13 protein-coding genes are annotated in these 18,112 nt (G+C 66.3%); 10 read left to right on the forward strand and 3 right to left on the reverse strand.

All coding sequences use genetic code 11. The annotated features are described in order from the left end of the window. Nucleotides 1-2: 2 nt before the first annotated feature. From HYG77_RS11300 to HYG77_RS11315, 4 genes are all read left to right on the forward strand, one after another. Nucleotides 3-2,327, forward strand: a complete 2,325-nt coding sequence (locus HYG77_RS11300; RefSeq protein ID WP_208962688.1) for a hydantoinase B/oxoprolinase family protein — start codon at nucleotides 3-5, stop codon at nucleotides 2,325-2,327. A 43-nt stretch (nucleotides 2,328-2,370) separates the two neighbouring features. Continuing rightward, the gene (locus HYG77_RS11305; RefSeq protein ID WP_208962689.1) at nucleotides 2,371-4,059 is read left to right on the forward strand and encodes an AMP-binding protein; all 1,689 of its coding nucleotides are present in this window, start codon (nucleotides 2,371-2,373) and stop codon (nucleotides 4,057-4,059) included. Nucleotides 4,060-4,235: 176 nt separating this feature from the next. Further along, nucleotides 4,236-5,819: an FAD-dependent monooxygenase gene (locus HYG77_RS11310; RefSeq protein WP_208962690.1), complete on the forward strand. Its 1,584-nt coding sequence runs from the start codon at nucleotides 4,236-4,238 to the stop codon at nucleotides 5,817-5,819. Between the two features lie 38 nt (nucleotides 5,820-5,857). Further along, nucleotides 5,858-6,643, forward strand: a complete 786-nt coding sequence (locus HYG77_RS11315) for a TetR/AcrR family transcriptional regulator (protein WP_204164944.1) — start codon at nucleotides 5,858-5,860, stop codon at nucleotides 6,641-6,643. A 25-nt stretch (nucleotides 6,644-6,668) separates the two neighbouring features. Here HYG77_RS11315 and HYG77_RS11320 read toward each other — a convergent pair whose 3' ends face one another. The 3 genes from HYG77_RS11320 to HYG77_RS11330 all read right to left on the reverse strand — a co-directional run bounded on the left by HYG77_RS11320 (nucleotide 6,669) and on the right by HYG77_RS11330 (nucleotide 10,927). After that, nucleotides 6,669-8,099: an aldehyde dehydrogenase family protein gene (locus tag HYG77_RS11320; RefSeq protein WP_208962691.1), complete on the reverse strand. Its 1,431-nt coding sequence runs from the start codon at nucleotides 8,097-8,099 to the stop codon at nucleotides 6,669-6,671. A 217-nt stretch (nucleotides 8,100-8,316) separates the two neighbouring features. Then, on the reverse strand, nucleotides 8,317-9,924 hold the full coding sequence (locus tag HYG77_RS11325; protein WP_208962692.1) for an FAD-dependent monooxygenase: 1,608 nt from the start codon (nucleotides 9,922-9,924) through the stop codon (nucleotides 8,317-8,319). A gap of 40 nt (nucleotides 9,925-9,964) precedes the next feature. Next, nucleotides 9,965-10,927 (reverse strand): MBL fold metallo-hydrolase, encoded by a 963-nt coding sequence (locus tag HYG77_RS11330; protein WP_208962693.1) that lies wholly within the window; start codon nucleotides 10,925-10,927, stop codon nucleotides 9,965-9,967. Between the two features lie 114 nt (nucleotides 10,928-11,041). Between HYG77_RS11330 and HYG77_RS11335 the strand changes: the two genes are divergently transcribed. From HYG77_RS11335 to HYG77_RS11360, 6 genes are all read left to right on the forward strand, one after another. Further along, on the forward strand, nucleotides 11,042-11,578 hold the full coding sequence (locus HYG77_RS11335; protein ID WP_109326778.1) for a MarR family transcriptional regulator: 537 nt from the start codon (nucleotides 11,042-11,044) through the stop codon (nucleotides 11,576-11,578). Nucleotides 11,579-11,650: 72 nt separating this feature from the next. Then, nucleotides 11,651-12,232 carry a TetR/AcrR family transcriptional regulator gene (locus HYG77_RS11340; protein WP_109326777.1) on the forward strand — a complete coding sequence of 194 codons (582 nt, stop codon included), beginning with the start codon at nucleotides 11,651-11,653 and terminating at the stop codon, nucleotides 12,230-12,232. 171 nt (nucleotides 12,233-12,403) lie between these two features. Next, a complete protein-coding gene (locus HYG77_RS11345) occupies nucleotides 12,404-14,362 on the forward strand; it encodes a primary-amine oxidase (protein ID WP_208962694.1) in 1,959 nt (652 codons plus the stop codon). Beyond that, a complete protein-coding gene (locus HYG77_RS11350; RefSeq protein ID WP_208962695.1) occupies nucleotides 14,355-15,788 on the forward strand; it encodes an APC family permease in 1,434 nt (477 codons plus the stop codon). Before HYG77_RS11345 ends, HYG77_RS11350 begins: the two co-directional genes overlap by 8 nt. Before the next feature lie 8 nt (nucleotides 15,789-15,796). Further along, the gene (locus tag HYG77_RS11355; protein WP_208962696.1) at nucleotides 15,797-16,318 is read left to right on the forward strand and encodes a DUF5134 domain-containing protein; all 522 of its coding nucleotides are present in this window, start codon (nucleotides 15,797-15,799) and stop codon (nucleotides 16,316-16,318) included. 32 nt (nucleotides 16,319-16,350) lie between these two features. Beyond that, complete coding sequence (locus HYG77_RS11360) at nucleotides 16,351-18,060, forward strand: amidohydrolase (RefSeq protein WP_208962697.1); 1,710 nt, start codon at nucleotides 16,351-16,353, stop codon at nucleotides 18,058-18,060. The last annotated feature ends 52 nt before the right edge of the window (nucleotides 18,061-18,112 follow it).

The raw sequence follows: 18,112 nt of genomic DNA on the forward strand, positions 1-18,112 counted from the left end.
AGATGACCATGCAAATTCCCGGCGCCGAGGTTTTCTCGAGCCGACCCGTCGACCCCGACGCGCTCTCCCGATCCCTTCCGCCGACGCTGGAAGTCCACACCGTCACCGACGAACAGATCGACAACCTCGACCCGCTTACCTATGAGGTCATCCGGCACCGTCTGTGGTCGGTCACCGACGAGATGGGTGAGGCACTCAAGCGAATGTCCGGCTCCCCCATCGTCACCGATGCAAACGACTTCGACTTCGCCATCAGTGACGAGCTCGGCCAGGAAGTCCAGGTCGGCCTCTACAACACCATGCTCGTCGGCGCCGTCGACCTCGCCATCTACTGGACCCTGCAGCACCGCGCCACCAATCCGGGCATCACCGAAGGCGACATGTTCTTGTGCAACGACCCCTGGGTCGGGGGCGGCCTGCACCAGAGCGACGTGATCGTCTATCAGCCGATCTTCCACGAAGGCAAGCTGTTCGCCTGGACCAGTGCCATCTGCCACGAGCCCGATCTCGGCGGATCCGGCCTCGGGTCCTTCGACCCCGCAGCCAAGGATGTGTTCTCCGAGTCGCTGCCCACCCCGCCGATCAAGGTGGTCCGCGACTACGAACTGCAGCGCGACGTCGCCGATGCCTGGGTACGGCGCTCGCGGGTCCCGATGCTCGTCGGACTCGACCTGCGGGCGAAGATCGGCGCCAACACGGTCGGCCGCAATCGGCTTCTCGCCGTGATCGAGCAGTACGGTGCCGACACCGTCAAGGCCGTGATGAAGCGCATGATGGCCGACGCCGAGAGTCGGCTACGGGGCAAGCTCACCTCACTGCCCGACGGAACCTGGAAGGCCACCGGCTACCAGGACCAGTCACACACCGGGGACCGCGGCGTCCACAAGATCACAGTCGCGATGACCAAGACCGCCGATCACCTCACTTTCGACTTCACCGGCACCGACCCCCAGACCGGCGTCATCAACTGCACCTACGCCGGCATGCGCGGCGGCGTCATGCTGGCTCTGCTGCCGATCCTCGCCGGCGACATTCCGTGGTCCGCGGGCGGGCTGATGCGCTGCTTCGACCTCGTCGCCGAGGAAGGGACGATCAACAACGCCACCTTCCCCGCCGCCGTCAGTCGCGGCCCGATCGGACCGGCGTGGCTCACCGGCACCCTGATCGCCGAATGCCTGTCCCAGATGCTCGACCGCTCCGTCGATCTCGGCACGAGCGTGCAGGCCGCCTGCTGCGGCACCTGGGACACCGCGGTGATCGCCGGTCTCGACGAGCGCCCCGAACAATCGGTACCGTTCCTCAACATCATGATGGAACCCATGGCGGGCGGATACGGTGCGCGCCCAACCGCCGACGGCATGGACACCGGTGGCCTGTTCTGCATCCCGATGGGCCGCATTCCGGACACCGAGATGACCGAGTTCCTCTATCCGCTACTCACCCTGTGGCGCCGCGAGGAACCCGATTCCGGCGGACCGGGACGTCACCGCGGCGGTGTCAGCGCCTCCATCGCCATCACTCCTTACGGCACCAGCCTGCCGATGGGCCTGGTCCTGGCATCCGCCGGCAAGGCCGTCGCCCAGAACAACGGACTCGCCGGCGGATACCCCGGAAATACCGGGGTCGAGGTGCTTGCCCGCGGCACCGACATCGTCGAGCAATTCGCGGCGGGCCGCATTCCGGGGTCGCTCGACGACCTCGGCGGCGGTCGTGAACTCGGAGCCTGCTACGCCGAGAGCTTTGTCGCCCCCGGCGAGGTGCTGTACATGCACTGGCAGGGCGGCGGCGGATACGGCGACCCCTTGCTGCGCGACCCGGCCGCGGTGGCCGCCGACTTCCGCGAGGGCAAGGTCACCGCATTCGGTGCCGAGACCGTGTACGGCGTCATCCTCGGTGACGGCGCCGTCGATGAGATTCGAACCTCGGATCGGCGAGACGCGATGCGCACCGAGAGGCGAGAGCGCTCCGGTTCCACACCGATCGACGCCCCCACACTCGATCTGACCGGCGCTCGCCGACTCGACGACAACCTCGCCGAGGTCACCATCGGAGACACCCGCGCCATCGCCTGCGCCCAGTGCGGACGACTTCTCGGAGACGACAAGAACAACACGTCGCTCGATCTGGCACGGTTCGAAGGTCCGTCGTCGACCGCCGGACCACAGGTCACGTCCGACCCGGCCGAGTACGTGGACACCCCGGTCGTATTCCGGCAGCTGTGCTGCCCGGGCTGCTGGACCGCCATCTACTCCGGCATCGTGCCTGCCGATCACCCGGACCACGCCCTCGAGCTGGCGCGGCTTCTGCCTGCCGTCACGGAGCGGTGATGTTTCCCGCCGGCACAATCAGGACCAGCAGAGGAGATCGACCGTGACATTCTCGGACTGGGGTGGGCGCCTGGTCCCGTTCCCGGAGGATCGGGCCGATCACTACCGCGCAAGCGGTGCGTGGAGTAGTGATCCCACCGGGCAGCGACTGCACGAGATCGCCACTCGCTTCCCGGACCGGTCGGCCGTGATCACCGCGGAACGGGAGATGAGCTTCATCGAACTCGACCGGCGCACCGACCAGATCGCGGCCGGGCTGATCCGGCTCGGTCTCCAGCGACTCGACCCGGTCATCTTCCAACTGACCAACCGACTGGAAACCGTCCTCGCCTGGTACGGCTGCGTCAAAGCCGGGCTGATTCCGGTGGCGACGTTGGCCGCGCACCGCATGCACGAAATCGGGAACATCAGTCGAAAGGTCGGTGCCGTTGCGCACATCGTCGAGGCGAGTCTGCCGACTTTCGATCTCGTCGGGTTCGCCCGCGAACACGCCGCCGACCATCCCACTATTCGCCATATCCTCACCGTCGCCGGCGCCGCCGACGGCGCCGAACCGAGACTCGAGGAACTGGGGCTGGACATCCCGGTCGCGTCGGCGCGAACGATCGTCGAGCAGACCGAGGCACAGACCGACCCACTCGACGTCGCGGCGTTCCAACTTTCCGGCGGCACCACCGGGGTCCCCAAGGTCATTCCACGCATTCACGCCGAATACTGGAACAACGCCCTGCTCTACGCGCGGCGACTCGGTTGGGACGAACGCAGTCGTGTGGCACATCTGATTCCGATCATCCACAACGCCGGGATCACCTGTGGTTTGCACGCAGCGCACTCGGTCGGTGCCTGCCTGATCCTGGCCACTGCCGACGCCTCCTCGGCGTTCGAACTGATGGCACGGGCCCGGGCAACCGAGGTCCTGATCGGGCACGGTCACTACCAGGCCGTGCTGAGCCCGGAGTTCGACAAGGCCCGCGCATCACTGTCCCGCGTCGTACTGTCCGGTGCCAAGGTTCCACTCGAACTGTTCGAGCGTGTCGACGACGGTGCAGGCCACTGGGCCGGGCAGCTGTTCGGCATGTCCGAAGGCCTGTTCACGGTGACTCCGCCCGGTGCCCCCACCAAGGCGCGACTGACGACAGTGGGCACCCCGGTCGCCGCGGACGATGAAATCCGCATCCTCGAGCCCGGCACCGAGAACGAACTCGGCGACGGAGAGGTGGGAGAACTTTGTTGCCGAGGCCCGTACACGATCCCCGGCTACTTCGACGCCCCGGACCACAACCGGGAAGCCTTCACCTCCGACGGCTTCTACCGCACAGGGGACCTCGCCGCGATCACGATCATCGACGGTGAGCGGTACCTGTCGATCGAAGGCCGCATCAAAGATCTCATCAACCGTGGCGGGGAGAAGATCAACGCCGAAGAACTCGAACTGCTCCTGCTCGCACACCCCGGAGTCGCAAACGCGGCGGTCGTCGCCATGCCCGACCCGCGACTCGGGGAAAGAACCTGCGCGTACCTGGTGGCCATCGACGGAGAACCGCTGCCACTCAGCGATATTCAGGCCCATCTGGCGCAACTCGGTGTGGCCAAGTTCAAATGGCCCGAACGGCTCGAATGGGCCTCGTCGTTGCCGCACACGAACGTGAACAAGGTCGACAAGAAGCGATTGCGTGCCGAGATCGCAGCGAAAGTGGCCGCCGAGGCAGAAATGAGTCACACGGTCGTGTGAACCAACGGTTCAACACCTTTCGGGGCATGTCTCAGCGAGGCATGCCCCGAAACCGATGCGGGGCCGGGGCGTCGCGAAACGCAACACCGGAGCTACTCCGAGATCGCCTCATGTCGGATTGACGATTCGACATCTGTGTAGAATAATCTACCTAAACGTCACAGACTGGAGTTGTCATGAATCTCGAGCGAGTCGCGGTACTCGGCGGCGGGCCTGGTGGCCTCTACGCCGCGAGACTGCTCAAACGCAGCCACCCGGACGCCGAGGTGACGGTCTACGAACAGAGCCCCCCGGATCAGACATTCGGCTTCGGCGTCGGTCTCGCCTCGCGCACTCAGCGCAACCTCCGGGACGCCGACCCGGCGTCACTCGAGGCGATCGTGGCAGCGGCCCACCCCCACGAAATGTCGATGCAGGTCGGCGATCAGATCGCACGGCTGGCACACGGAGACCTTCTCGCCATCGCGCGCACCACCCTGCTCCACGTCCTCCAGCAGCAAGCGCAGAACGCCGGCGTGCGACTGCATTTCGGCGAACGACGCGACGCAACAGAACTCGACGCGGACCTGATCGTCGCTGCCGACGGAATCAACAGTGCCACTCGCACCCAGATGGCCGACACACTCCAGCCCCGCATCGACACCGGCGCCGGCCTGTATCTCTGGTGCGGAACAAATTTCGCGCTTCCCAGCGCCATCTTCATCCCCGTGACCACCGAACACGGAACCTTCGTCGCGCATGCCTATCCCTACGCCCCGGACCGCAGCACCTTCCTCATCGAGACCGACGAGGAAACGTGGCGGCGGGCAGGGTTCGACGTCTCCACCGACAAGACCGCACCGCAGGACAGTGACGACTTCGCGCTGCAGTACCTGCAGGATGCGTTCGCCGACACGCTCCAACATCACCCGCTCATCGGCAACCGCACCCGCTGGATGCGCTTTCGGACCGTCTCGTGCGAGCGCTGGCACAGCGGCAACGTTGCCCTTCTCGGCGACGCCGCCCACACCGCGCATTACTCCATCGGCTCGGGAACCAAGCTGGCGATGGAGGACGCCATCGCCCTCGACCGCGCACTCACCACGGCCCCGACCCTCGAAGACGCCCTCGCGGAGTACGAGCGGGTACGGCGTCCCGCCGTCGAATACCTTCAGCAGATCGCGCACCGCAGCGAACTCTGGTGGGAATCCTTCCCGCGACGCATGAACCTTCCCGTCGAACAGCTGATGATCGCCTACATGACCCGCGCCGGAAAGGTCAGCGTCAGCAGATTCCACGAGTCCGCACCCGACCTGGTTCGTAAGGGGCTGGCCAGCTACGCGAACGCACCCGTCGACTCTGTCCCCAGCACAGCCATCGCGGACTGGATTTTCGAGCAACCGCTCGACCACCACAACGACCGGTTCGAGCACCGGATCGCCGCGCCAGAGCTGCGTGAGTCGGCGACCACCGTCGTACTCGATGTCGATCTCGACTCAGCCTGGGATCCCGAAGCCACCGACCTCGTCGCGTCCGCACCGAACGCGCGTCTTCTGTGGCTCGCCGGCCCCCCATCCCGGGCTGCCGTGCTCACGCGGCTCGATCTCGCCGAACGACTCCGCCACCACACCGATGCCATGGTCGTCGTCGAAGCCCCCACCTCATGCCGCGAAGATATCGCCGCCGGTCTGGCCAGCGCACGCATTGACCTTGCTTTCTTCGATGAGCCCGCATCGACATCGGCCGATCCCGTGTTGGCCAGGTTCGGGGCCTCGGGATGAGCACCCGGCCCGTGTCGGGCTCCCGTTATCCTTCGGGCATGACACGCGAGGAAGCTGCACCCGGGCGCCGACCCCGTGGGCGGGGTAAGTCGACCACCGCAAATCAGGCCACGGTCGAGAGCGCAGCGAGCCGCAGCAACCCTCGTCGTGAGCTCGTGGAGAAGCAAATGATGGAGCAGGCTACTCGGCTGTTCGCCGAGAAAGGCTTCGCCAGCACCACGCTCCAGGACATCGCTGATGCGACCGGCCTCACCCGGCCCGCTCTCTACCACTACGTGGCCAACAAGGACGAGCTCCTTTCACGTCTGGTCAGCGAGAGCACCGAGACGCCCGCCGCTCTCCTGCACGAGATCAACGAGCGTCCCGAAGTCGGTCCGACCGAGAAGCTTCGGCAAATGGCCACCGCCATCGCCCTGCACCAGGCGGAAGGTCCGGACAGATTCCGGCTGATCATCCGATCCGAAGCCGAACTTCCGGAGGAGATCGCGTCCACGTACCAGCAAAGCCGCCGGCACGTGCTCAAAGAGTTCATTCGAGTCATCGAAGACGGAATCCGACTCGGCGAGATGCGTCCTGTCGATCCCCGAACTGCCGCACTCGGTGTGATCGGCATGATCAACTGGATCGCGTGGTGGCACCAACCCGGGAATGCCGAGAACGACCGGGCTATCGCCGGCCAACTCGCCGACATGGCAGTACGTTCCCTGGTTCAGGAGAACCCACATCCCGTCACACCTGAAGGTCCCGCCCGCGCCATTGCGTTACTCCGCCAAGATCTCGACTATCTGGAGCGTCTCATCGACGAATCAGCGACGTCGGACTGACCGATGAGGCTCCCGCCCGTCACAATCACTGCCCTTTCGGTGGATGGTTGACCACGCGGGGTGCTGCGACGGCCTTCAGACCCTCGACCCCGTGCTCGAGTCCGTAGCCGGAGCCTTTTACTCCGCCGAACGGGACGGCCGGATGCGGAACGGCGTGGGAGTTGATCCACACGGTGCCGGCGTCGAGACGATCCGCGACTTGCGCCGCGGCGTCGAGGTCGGCCGACCACACGGACGCGCCCAGGCCAACGTCGAGCCGGTTCGCGCTCGCGACGGCGTCGTCGACGTCGGTGAACTTGATGATCGGCAGGGCAGGGCCGAATTGTTCCTCGTCGACCAGTCGATCGCCGTCTTTCATGTCGGCGACCAGGGTGATCGGGTAGAACAACTCGCCGAGATCGGTCGCCGGAATGCCGCCGGTCACGATGCGTCGGCCGTGTGCCTTTGCGTCGTCGATCAGGTCGGCGACGATGTCGAACTGCTTCTTGTTCTGTAAAGGGCCGAGCATGCTGGCCTCGTCGAGGCTTGGACCCATGGGCGCCGACGCCGCGACCGCGGCAAGCGCGTCGACGATGCCGTCGTACGCATCCTCCTGCACGTACAGGCGCTTGATCGCTGCACAGGTCTGGCCGGTGTTCACGAACGCACCCCAGAAAAGTCCCTGGGCGACGGCGACCGGGTCGACGTCGCCGAGCACGATCGCGGCGTCGTTGCCACCGAGTTCGAGTGTCAGCCGGGCCAGGTTGCGGGACGAACTCTCGACGATGGCCCGGCCGGTCGGGGTGGAACCGGTGAACATGACCTTCGCGATCGCCGGGTGTTCCGACAACCGTGCCCCGACCTCGCGGTCACCGGAGAGCGCGACCAGCACGGACGGGGGTAGTACCTCATTCATCACCTCGACCAGGGCGAGCGCGCTGAGCGGGGTGAACTCGGATGGCTTGACGATCACGGCGTTGCCCATCCGCAGAGCCGGTGCGATCTGCCAGATGCCCACCATCATCGGGAAGTTCCACGGTCCGATCGCCGCGACCACGCCGAGGGGGCGGTACTCGAGCGTGGAGTAGCCCTGTGCGTCGTCGCGCACGACCTGGGGTTCGAGCGGGGTGTCCGCAGTAGCACGAATCCAGGCGATCGTCGCGCCGACCTCCGCGCGAGCGCCACCGCCCGGACCGTTCAGCGGCTTGCCCTGCTCGCGGGCGAGCAGTTCGGCCAGGCCCTCGGCCACCGACTCGACCCGGTCGGCCGCGCGGTGCAGGATCGCCGAGCGCTCGGCGTGGCCCAGTGCTGCCCATGCCGGCTGCGCGGCCCGCGCCGAGGCGATCGCACGTTCGAGATCGTCGACGGTGTGCACGGGCGCGTACCCGACGACCGCGCCTGTCGCGGGCTCCCTCATCTCGCGTCCCTCGCCGGCGGGTGCGCCTACCTTCGTCAACAGATCTTCGAACTGGGACATTGCCTTCTCCTCGAGATTGCGTGTGGTGCTGCGACGGCTCCAGCCGTCGCTGCATGGCCGTGGATCGGGTTCGCCTCGGGCAGTGTGGAACCCGGTCGAATTCTGAAGGTGCTGTATCTGTCTCACAGCTAAATGGTTGGATCTACGTTTGTAGAAATAAACTGATTGTCGAAACGTACATCGCGACGGCTGGGCTGTAAAGACCCTTCCTTCGTTATCAGGCAGTGCACCCGGTGACCCGGCGTATCGCCGCGCGCAAGCCCGCCGCGTCCGGACCGTCGACGACCGCCGCAACGTAGGCATCCGGCCGGATCAGCCATACCTCCTTCGGGCCTGGCGACAACGCCAGGGTCAACGCGCCGTCACCGTCGACACTCTCGATGTCGTGTATCCGAGTCGGGGCGGTGGTCGCGTCGGCGGCAACTTCGCGCACCGCAGTGACATCGACGGCGGAGCCGCACAAGAGGAGGAAACCGGACCGGGCAACCTCACGCACCCGGACAGCAGACCGGTCCGGCATCTGCACGGGCACATCGGGGATCAGGATTCCCGGGCCGGCGTCGGGGACACATCCCCGCGCGGGCCGACCCGCGAAGGGCCGTAACGGATCTGTGGTAGTCAATGTCGAGTCGACATACCAGAACGGCTCCGCCAACCGTCCCGAATCGACCAGGGCGCGGGCCCACACATCGCCGACCGCGGCTTCGAGGATCGTGCGGCGATTCCGACTCCGGGACTCGTCCTGAGGGACGAGGAAGTCCATCGTGGCCGTGGTGATCGCGATGTTCTCGAGTGCGGCGGCGTGCCGCTCGCCGTGGTAGCTCTCGAGCAGTTCCTCGTCGGCCCAGCCGTGGATGACGAAAGCGAGCTTCCATGCGGCGTTCTCGGCATCGGCGACCCCGGAATTGAGGCCCCGGGCACCGAACGGCGACACGATATGGGCGGCATCTCCCGCGAGGAGGACCCGGCCCACCCGCATTCGGCTTGCGACCCGCGAATGGAAGCGGTAGACCGACTTCCACACGATCGAGTACTCCGTGTCACCGATGATGCGGCGGATCCGGGTGTCGAGGGCTCCCGACGCCACCTCCTCGTCGAGGTCGTACTCGGCGGGAACCTGCCAGTCGATCCGGAACGTGGAGTCCGGGCAGGGGTGGATCAGCACCTGCCTGCCTGGGTTCCAGTCGGGATCGAAATAGAACCGGCGTTCGTTGGCCCACCCCGGGATGTCCGCGCGGATGTCGCAGATCAGAAACTTGTCGTCGAACGAGCGGCCCTCGAACGTGACACCGAGCTGCTCGCGAATCCGGCCGGCTCGTGAACCGAGTGCCACGACGCTGTAGTCGGCGCGCACCACGGCAGGCCCGTCCGGGGTCTCGCAAGCAATGGTCACCCCGTCACCGTCCTGCTCGACCGCGCTCACACAGTGTCCCCACCGCACGTCGACGAGCGGGGTGGCCTCGATCTGTTCGTCGAGTAGCTGCTCCGTCCGGGCCTGGGAGATGTTGACGAACGGCGGGAACGCCGAGCGTCCCCGATCGACGAAGGTCTGCGCGAACAGCTCCGCACCGCGGTGGAAAGTCCGGGCGCACTCCCAGGTCACACCCTCCTCGGCGAGCTGGCGGCCCACCCCGACGGCGTCCCAGACATCGAGAACGTCACGCTGCTGGCAGATCGCCTTGGAACCGACCGGGTCCCGCTCGGCCCGCGCATCGAGCAGGATCGCGCGGATTCCCCAACGCGCCAACAACAGCGCCGTCGTCTGGCCGACGGGCCCGTTGCCGAGCACGGCGACCGTGCCGGCAGGTGTCTTCTTGATTGTCATGAGATCCTCTGAAACAGTGTTAGCGGTGACGTCGGCTCACTCAGTCCTGCAACTGATTCCACACCTCACGGTCGCGTTCGGCAGTCCAGATGACCGGACGTTCGATCCCCGACAGCTCGTCCCACACACGGGAGACGTCGAAGGGCAGGCAGTGCTCGAAGATCGGCCAGTGCCCGTACTGCTCGTGCAATGCGGCGTGCGTGGCCTCGAAAGCCTCCTTCAATGTGCCGCCCCGCTGCTGCACCGCGGCGACCTCACGCAGCATCACCTCGATGAAGTGCCGGGTCTGCCCGATCGCGGCGTCGACCTCCGCGCGCCCGCGTGAGACCGCGCCGCGACCACCGACGAGCGCCTCGGCGTTCAGCGCCGCGAGCCCGTCCAGTGTCCCGGTCGACCAGTCACGGTGGAATGCGTCGCCGGTGTACAACGCCGCCTGCGCCTCCACGAGATCACCGGCGAAGAGGATGCGGTGCTTCGGCAACCACGCCACGATGTCCCCCTCGGTGTGGCCGCGTCCGTGGTACTGCAACTCCAGCGTGCCCCGGTCACCACCGAGGTCGATGGACAGGGCGTCGGAGAAGGTCATGGTGGGCCAGGTGAGACCGGGAACGGAGTCGGCTCCCTTGGCCAGTCGCGGCATACGGCCGAATTCGCTTTCCCAGTCCTGCTTTCCGCGCTCATGGATCAGCGCCAACGTGTTGTCGTGGGCGATGATGGTCTCCGCGTCGAACGCAGACGCCCCGAGCACCCGAACAGCGTGGTAGTGCGAGAGCACCAGGTACCGCACCGGCTTGTCGGTGTGCTCGCGCAGCTTCGTCAGCCAGCTCTGCGCAGCCACGGGAGTGGCCAGCGCCTCGAAGCAGACGACGAAATCCTCGCCCTCGATCGCCCCGATGTTCGGATCACCCTCGGCGGTCAGCGCATAGACGCCGTCCGCCAGCACTTCGAGGGTCTGCTCCTTCTCCCCCAGGTCCGCCGAAGATGCGAAGGATGTTGTCGCCATGCAAACCACCTCAATAGTCAAAGCATTGATCATCTGGTCCGTCCAATGTAACCGACCTCACAGAAAAAGCAAAGCCTTGATCATTTCGCGGCGGATCGGCGCTATCGTGACACCATGACCTCGACAACTCCGCCCGCCGACGAACTCGACTTTCTGTCCTTCGTCGATTTCGCCGTGAAGCAGACGGCCGCGGAACTGCCCGAGATCGACCCCGTCTCCATGCGCCTGGTCCTCGCTCTCCACCGGGTGACCAGCGCCCTGGTGTACGACCTCGAGTCGAGCGTGCACCGGCCCAGCGGGTGGAGCTGGCCCGGCTTCCGGGTGATGTTCGTGTTGTGGCTCGCCGGCCCCTGCGAGTCCAAACGGGTCGCCCAGTTGTCCGGCATGAGTCGCGCGGCCGTGTCCGCCCTGGTCAACACCCTCGAGCGGGACGGACTGCTGAGGAAGGAAACATCCGCCGCAGACCGGCGAGCGGTCCAGCTGAGCCTCACCGACGCCGGGCACGACGCGATCGTCAGCACCTACACCATCCACAACCAACGCGAGCAGCAGTGGGCGAATGCGCTCACCGAACGCGAGCGCCTCACACTCATCGGACTGCTGGAGAAGCTCGCCACGGGTACCGCCGCCCGGTCGGCTGCCCGGCGGTAAGCGCTGCCGCGGTACTCGGTGGAGCGCATTGATACCGTTGTCGCATGATCGCGGACAGGACAGGTACGCGTCGTGCCTAAGCTTGTAGATCACGACGAGCGGCGGCGAAGTATCACCGCCGCCGCCTGGCGGCTGATCGCCGCCCGTGGTATCGATGCTGCCAACATGCGCGACATCGCCGCCGAGGCCGGATACACCAACGGCGCCCTGAGCCACTACTTCGCCGGCAAGGACGAGATCCTCCGGACCTCGTACGAACACATCTCCGAAGTCACCGACCGCCGCATCCGGGAAGCCCTCGGCGACGCGACCGGACTCGATGCCCTACGCATCCTCTGCCGCGAAGTGATGCCGACCAACGAAGAAAAACTTCTCGAAGCCCGGATCGCCGCCTCGCTGTGGCCGCGCGCCATGTACGACGAGCAGATGGCGGCGACCAACCGACAGACGATGGACAATTGGCGCGAGCAGATGGCGATCTTCCTCGAGCAGGCGCGCGAGGAGGGCACCGTCGGCGACATCGACGTCAGCATCGTGGTGGAGCAGTTGCTCAACATGATGATGGGTATGCAGATTCTGGGTGTCCTCACGCCCGGCGAAACGTCGTCGGAGCGTCAACTGGAGATGCTCGAGCAGTTCGTCGCCGCACTCTGATTCGTCCGCCGCTCAGCGAAAACCGTAGCTGCCGAATCTGATAGAGAAATCTATTGACCGAACGGTCAGTTTGTTCGGGCGCGAAACTCACTGTTTACACGAGGGCACCTCCACTGTAACGTACGTCACTAAGCTTTTTATTCAACATCCGTAGAACCAAAGGATCGCGACATGCCCACCCTTTCCCCTGCGCGAATCGACCACCCGCTGTCGCTGCCGACCGTCGAAGAGATCGCCTCCCTCCGCGAGATCCTCGAGGCCGCCGACACGCTGACCGAACAGACGCGATTCGTCTACGTCGGCCTCGAGGAACCGGACAAGTCGACGCTGTACACGGCGGCGGGCACCGAGACCGATCGCCGATTTCGCGTTCTGCTGCACGACATCTCGTCGCCGAACGCGGTGGACGTCGTGGTGTCGGTGACCCAGCGGTCGGTGATCAGCTCGGTGACCCTCGACGCGGTCCGCGACGGTCAGATGCCGGTTCTGGACGAGGAGTTCGAGCTCGTCGAACAGGTGCTGGCCGCCGACGAACGCTGGATCGCCGCGCTCGCGGCCCGCGGACTCGACGTCGCCGACGTCCGGGTCGCTCCCCTCTCCGCCGGTGTCTTCGACTACCCCGGCGAGACGGGCAAGCGGATCCTTCGGGGGCTCGCGTTCCGCCAGGACCACCCGAAGGATCACGCCTGGGCACATCCGATCGACGGGCTCGTCGGATTCGTCGACGTCATGAACCGGACCGTCACCGACGTTCTCGACCTCGGCGCCGTCCCGATCCCCGAGGAGTCGGGCAACTTCGACGACCTCGCCGTCACCGGCCCCCTGCGCACCACCCAGAAGCCCATCGAGATCAGCCAGCCCGAGGGACCCAGCTTCGTCGTCGACGGCAACCGCGTCGACTGGGAGAAGTGGTCGTTCCGAGTCGGTTTCGACGCACGCGAGGGTCTCGTCCTCCACCAGCTCGGATTCGCCGACGGTGATCGGGTGCGCCCGATCATTCACCGCGCGTCCATCGCCGAGATGGTGGTGCCCTACGGCGATCCCTCGCCGGTCCGGTCGTGGCAGAACTACTTCGACACCGGTGAGTACATGGTGGGCCGCTACGCGAACGCCCTCGAACTCGGCTGCGATTGCGTCGGCGACATCACCTACTTCGACGCTGTCATCGCCGACGAGTTCGGTACTCCCAAGACGCTGAAGAACGCGGTGTGCATGCACGAGGAGGACTTCGGCGTGCTGTGGAAGCACACCGACCTGTGGGCCGGCTCCGCCGAGACCCGCCGTCAGCGCCGTCTCGTCGTCTCCTTCTTCACCACGATCGGCAACTACGACTACGGCTTCTTCTGGTACCTGTACCTCGACGGCACCATCGAGTTCGAGGTCAAGGCCACCGGCATCGTCTTCACGTCGGGTCACCCGGGCGGCGACTACCCGTACGCCTCGGAGATCGCCCCGGGCCTCGGCGCCCCGTACCACCAGCACCTGTTCAGCGCCCGCCTCGACATGATGATCGACGGCGACCGCAACTCCGTCGAGGAGGTGCAGACCAAGCGGGTGAAGATGGGCCCCGGGAACCTGCACGGAAACGCTTTCACCCTCGAACGCACTCCGCTTATGAAGGAATCCGAGGCGCAGCGCCTCGCGGACAACAGCGTCGGACGCGTGTGGCACATCAGCAACCCGAACAAGTTGAATCGTCTGGGCAAGCCGGTGGCGTACGCACTCCACCCGGAGGGGCAGCCGGTCCTGCTGGCCGACGACGACTCCTCGATCGCGGCGCGGGCGACGTTCGCCACCAAGCACCTGTGGGTCACCCAGTTCGACGAGAAGGAGCGTTACGCGTCAGGGGATTTCGTGAACCAGCACGCGGGTGGCGCCGGACTGCCCAACTACGTTGCCGGTGATCGCGATGTGGAGAACGAAGACATCGTTGTTTGGCACACGTTCGGCCTCACACACTTTCCGCGTCCCGAGGACTGGCCGATCATGCCCGTCGACTACACCGGATTCACGTTGAAGCCCAACGGCTTCTTCGACCGCAACCCCGCTCTCGACGTTCCCCGCACGACGTCGAAGCACTGCGCGACCGCTGCCGGCAGTTGCCACTCGGACGGGGGAACAGATGTCTGACACCACCACGGGAGCCGGCAAGTTACGCGGATCCATCGGCGTCGTCGGAATCGTCTTCCTCGTCATCGCCGCGGCGGCGCCGCTGACCGCGATCGGCGGCGCTCTGCCCGTCATGATCGCGATCGGCAACGGTGCGGGCGCCCCGACCGCGTATCTCATTGCCGCACTGGTCCTGCTCGTCTTCAGCGTCGGATACGCGGCCATGAGCAGCCACATGGTCGACACCGGCGCCTTCTATGCCTACGTCGCCAAGGGGCTGGGCGAGTCCTGCGGGCTCGGGGCCGCCGGACTCGCTCTGCTGACCTACACCGCCATCCAGGCCGCCGTGTACGGCCTGGCCGCCGCAACGATTCAGGGTCTCGTGGTCCAGTACGGCGGACCCGACCTGCCGTGGTGGATGTGGGCGCTGGTACTCATCGCTCTCGTGGCCGTGCTCGGATACCGCAGCATCGACCTCGGCGCCAAGGTACTCGGAGTTCTCCTCGTGCTCGAGATCGGCATCATCCTGGTGCTCTCGTTCGGCGTGCTCGCGCGGGGTGGGGCCGCAGGTATCGACTTCGCGTCGTTCACCCCGTCCTCGTTCTTCAGCGGATCCCCCGGCGTCGCATTGATGTTCGCGATCGCGTCGTTCATCGGCTTCGAGGCGACCGCGATTTACGGAGAGGAAGCCCGCAACCCCCGGCGCACGATTCCGATCGCGACGTACGCCGCCGTGATCGTCATCGGACTGGTGTATGCGCTGGCGAGCTGGGCGGTGGTTCTCGCGTTCGGCAGCGACAACGTCTCCGCGGCGGCCGCCGCCGACCCTGCCGGGCTGACGTTCGCCGCCGCCGCGCACTTCCTGGGCGGTCCCGCGGCCGACGTCATGGCGATCATGCTCGTCACGAGCCTGTTCGCCGCGCTCCTGGCCTTCCACAACGCCATCTCCCGGTACGTGTTCGCCCTGGCCCGCAAGGGCGCGGCTCCGCGCGCACTGTCCCGCACCCACACCAAGCACGGTTCCCCGCATATCGGCTCGGTCGCCCAGACAATCTCGGCGACGGTGGTCGTCGGGGTGTTCGCGCTCGTCGGCGCGGACCCGGTGCTGGAGCTGTTCACCTGGATGGCAGGCCTGGCCACCGTGAGCATCCTGGTGCTGATGGTGCTCACCAGCGTCGCGATCATCGCGTTCTTCGCCCGCACCCGGCTGGATACCCGGCTCTGGCACACGCGTATCGCCCCGATGCTCGGATGCGTGGGTCTGGTGGCCGTCACGGGGCTGGTGCTCGACAACTTCACCACGCTGATCGGCGGGTCGGAACTACTCGCGGACATCCTGCTGGGCGTCATCGCGCTGTTCTTCGTCGCAGGACTGGTCGTCGCCCGGGTCACCCTGCAGAGCCGGGCGGGCGTCGAGCGTGACCGCGAACTCACCCCCACGATCTGAGTCCGACGATGTTCGAGATCCCTGCCGTGCACGCGGCGATGCTCGTGGGAGCGATCGGCGCGGTCGTGCCGATGTGGTGGGCGCACGGAACGGATTGCCGGGTGCGGATCGCGCACGGTGCGATGGCGGTGTCCATGGTCGTGATGATGATCCCCGGCCTGCCTGCGGGGATTCACCTGCTCGAGGGTGCCGTCCTCATCGGTCTCGCCGTCTTCGTCACCGGTGAGACCATGCACCGCCGGACCGCCGTTCCCTGCGCGGTGGACCTCACCGCCATGGGAGTGCTGCTGCTCCTGGCCCCGACGTCCGCTCCCGCCTCGACGGCGTCGGCGCCGGCACCCTCGGGCCACCACCACGGCGGCGCAGGGATCTCGACGAGCTGGCTGCCCGTGGTCGTCCTCGTGTGCTGGGCCCTGGTGGCACTGCATCTCTTTCGATCCACACCTCCCCGCGAACGCCGATCCGGTGTCAGAACCGCGGCAGCGGGATCCGCACTGATGATCCTCGGCATGGCCCCGATGGCCATCTGACCGCTCTCCCCGACAGCAACCTGGAGGAACCAATGAGTTACGCCGATGCGGTCTACACCCACGGCAAGGTCTTCACCGTCGACGAGAACTTCACGATCGCCACCGCCCTCGCGGTGCGTGACGGACTCGTCCACGCGGTGGGCACCGATGCGGAGATCGACGCCCTGATCGGACCGGACACGGTGGTCACGGACCTCGGTGGGAAGACGATCCTCCCGGGAATCAACGACTCGCACTTGCACGCCATCGCGTACGGGCTCGACACCCCGCCGCTGTCGCTGGACGTCTCGTTTCCGACGGTCCGTTCGATCGCCGATGTCCGTGAACTCGTGCGTGAGGCTGCCGCCGCTGCCGCGGACGGTGAGTGGATCATCGGAACCGGCTGGGATGACGGCTATCTCGACGAGTGCCTCGCCGAATCCGGTCGGACGCCGACCCGCTGGGACCTCGACGAGGCGTCCCCGAACAATCCCGTGTTCCTGCAGGACTTCTCGCGACACACGTCGTGGGTGAACAGCGCGGCTCTCGCGCTCGCCGGGGTGGACGAGACCACCCCGTTGCCGCCGGGCAGCCTCATGCCCGTCGGTGAGGACGGCCTGCTGACCGGCATCGTCATGGAGGGTGCACAGGCGCTCGTGCAGCGTGTTCTCCCGGCCCTCACCCGGGAACGCCGAGAGGAGACACTCCGCTCGGCGATCTCGATCCTGCAGAGCGAGGGCATCACCAGCGTCACCGATCCCGCGATCGGCCCCGGCGGCGAGGCCCTCGCCGGTGGCGCAATGGGGGCGGAGGGCCTCGCGGTGTATGCCGACCTCGCCCGCCGCGGCGAACTGGGCGCCCGCGTCAACCTTCTTCTCCTGCCCACCGGAATGTCCGGATCGGCTGAGGATTTCGGGCAGAACCTCGCCGAAATAGATGTTCCGGAATCGGTGGATCCGCGGATGTTCCGGGTTCTCGGGGTAAAGGTGTTCGCCGACGGCATCCCGCCGAGCAAGACCGCGTGGATGCACGAGGAGTACGTCGGCGGCGGCTGCGGCTCACTCTGCGTCGGCGGCGACACCGATGAACGTCAGGTGTACGAGGTGACCGAGATGGTCCGCATCGGCCACGAGGCCGGCTACCAGGTCGGTGTGCACGTCACCGGTGACCGTGCCATCGACACCGTCGCCGACGCGATCATCGCCGCGCAGACTGCGCACCCCCGCGAGGACGCCCGGCACTACCTGATCCACGGCGACTTCATCAGCGAAGCCACTCTGAAGCGCTTGGCCGACAACGGCATCGGCGTCAACATGAACCCGACGATCAAGTGGACGATCGCCGACCTGGAGGTCGGGGTGGTCGGGACCGAACGAGCCGCCTACGAATGGCCGTATCGCAGCGCCGTCGAATCCGGGGTGCACCTGATGAGCAGCTCCGATGCACCGGTCACACCACCCGATTGGCGCCAGGGCATCTCGACGATGATCCTGCGCGAGAGCAAGGCGAGCGGCGCGGTGAGCGGGCCCGACCAGTGCATCGGGCTCGCCGACGCCGTCCGCACGTACACCATCAACGCGGCCTGGCAGGACTTCGCCGAGGACTGGAAGGGATCTCTCGAGGTCGGCAAGGTGGCCGACCTGTGCATCCTCGACGGCGACCTCGAGACCATCGACCCACACGACATCCCGGCAATGCAGGTGGTCTCCACCGTGCTGGGTGGGAAGGTCGTGTTCCAGCGCGTCGCCGAAAGCGTCGCGTAAAGCATCTATCGATACGAAAGAACTGCCGGTTCGCCGCTCGGTCGGCGAACCG

Origin of the sequence: Rhodococcus sp. ZPP (assembly GCF_017656075.1) — a bacterium.
Taxonomy (GTDB): Bacteria; Actinomycetota; Actinomycetes; order Mycobacteriales; family Mycobacteriaceae; genus Rhodococcus_F; species Rhodococcus_F oxybenzonivorans.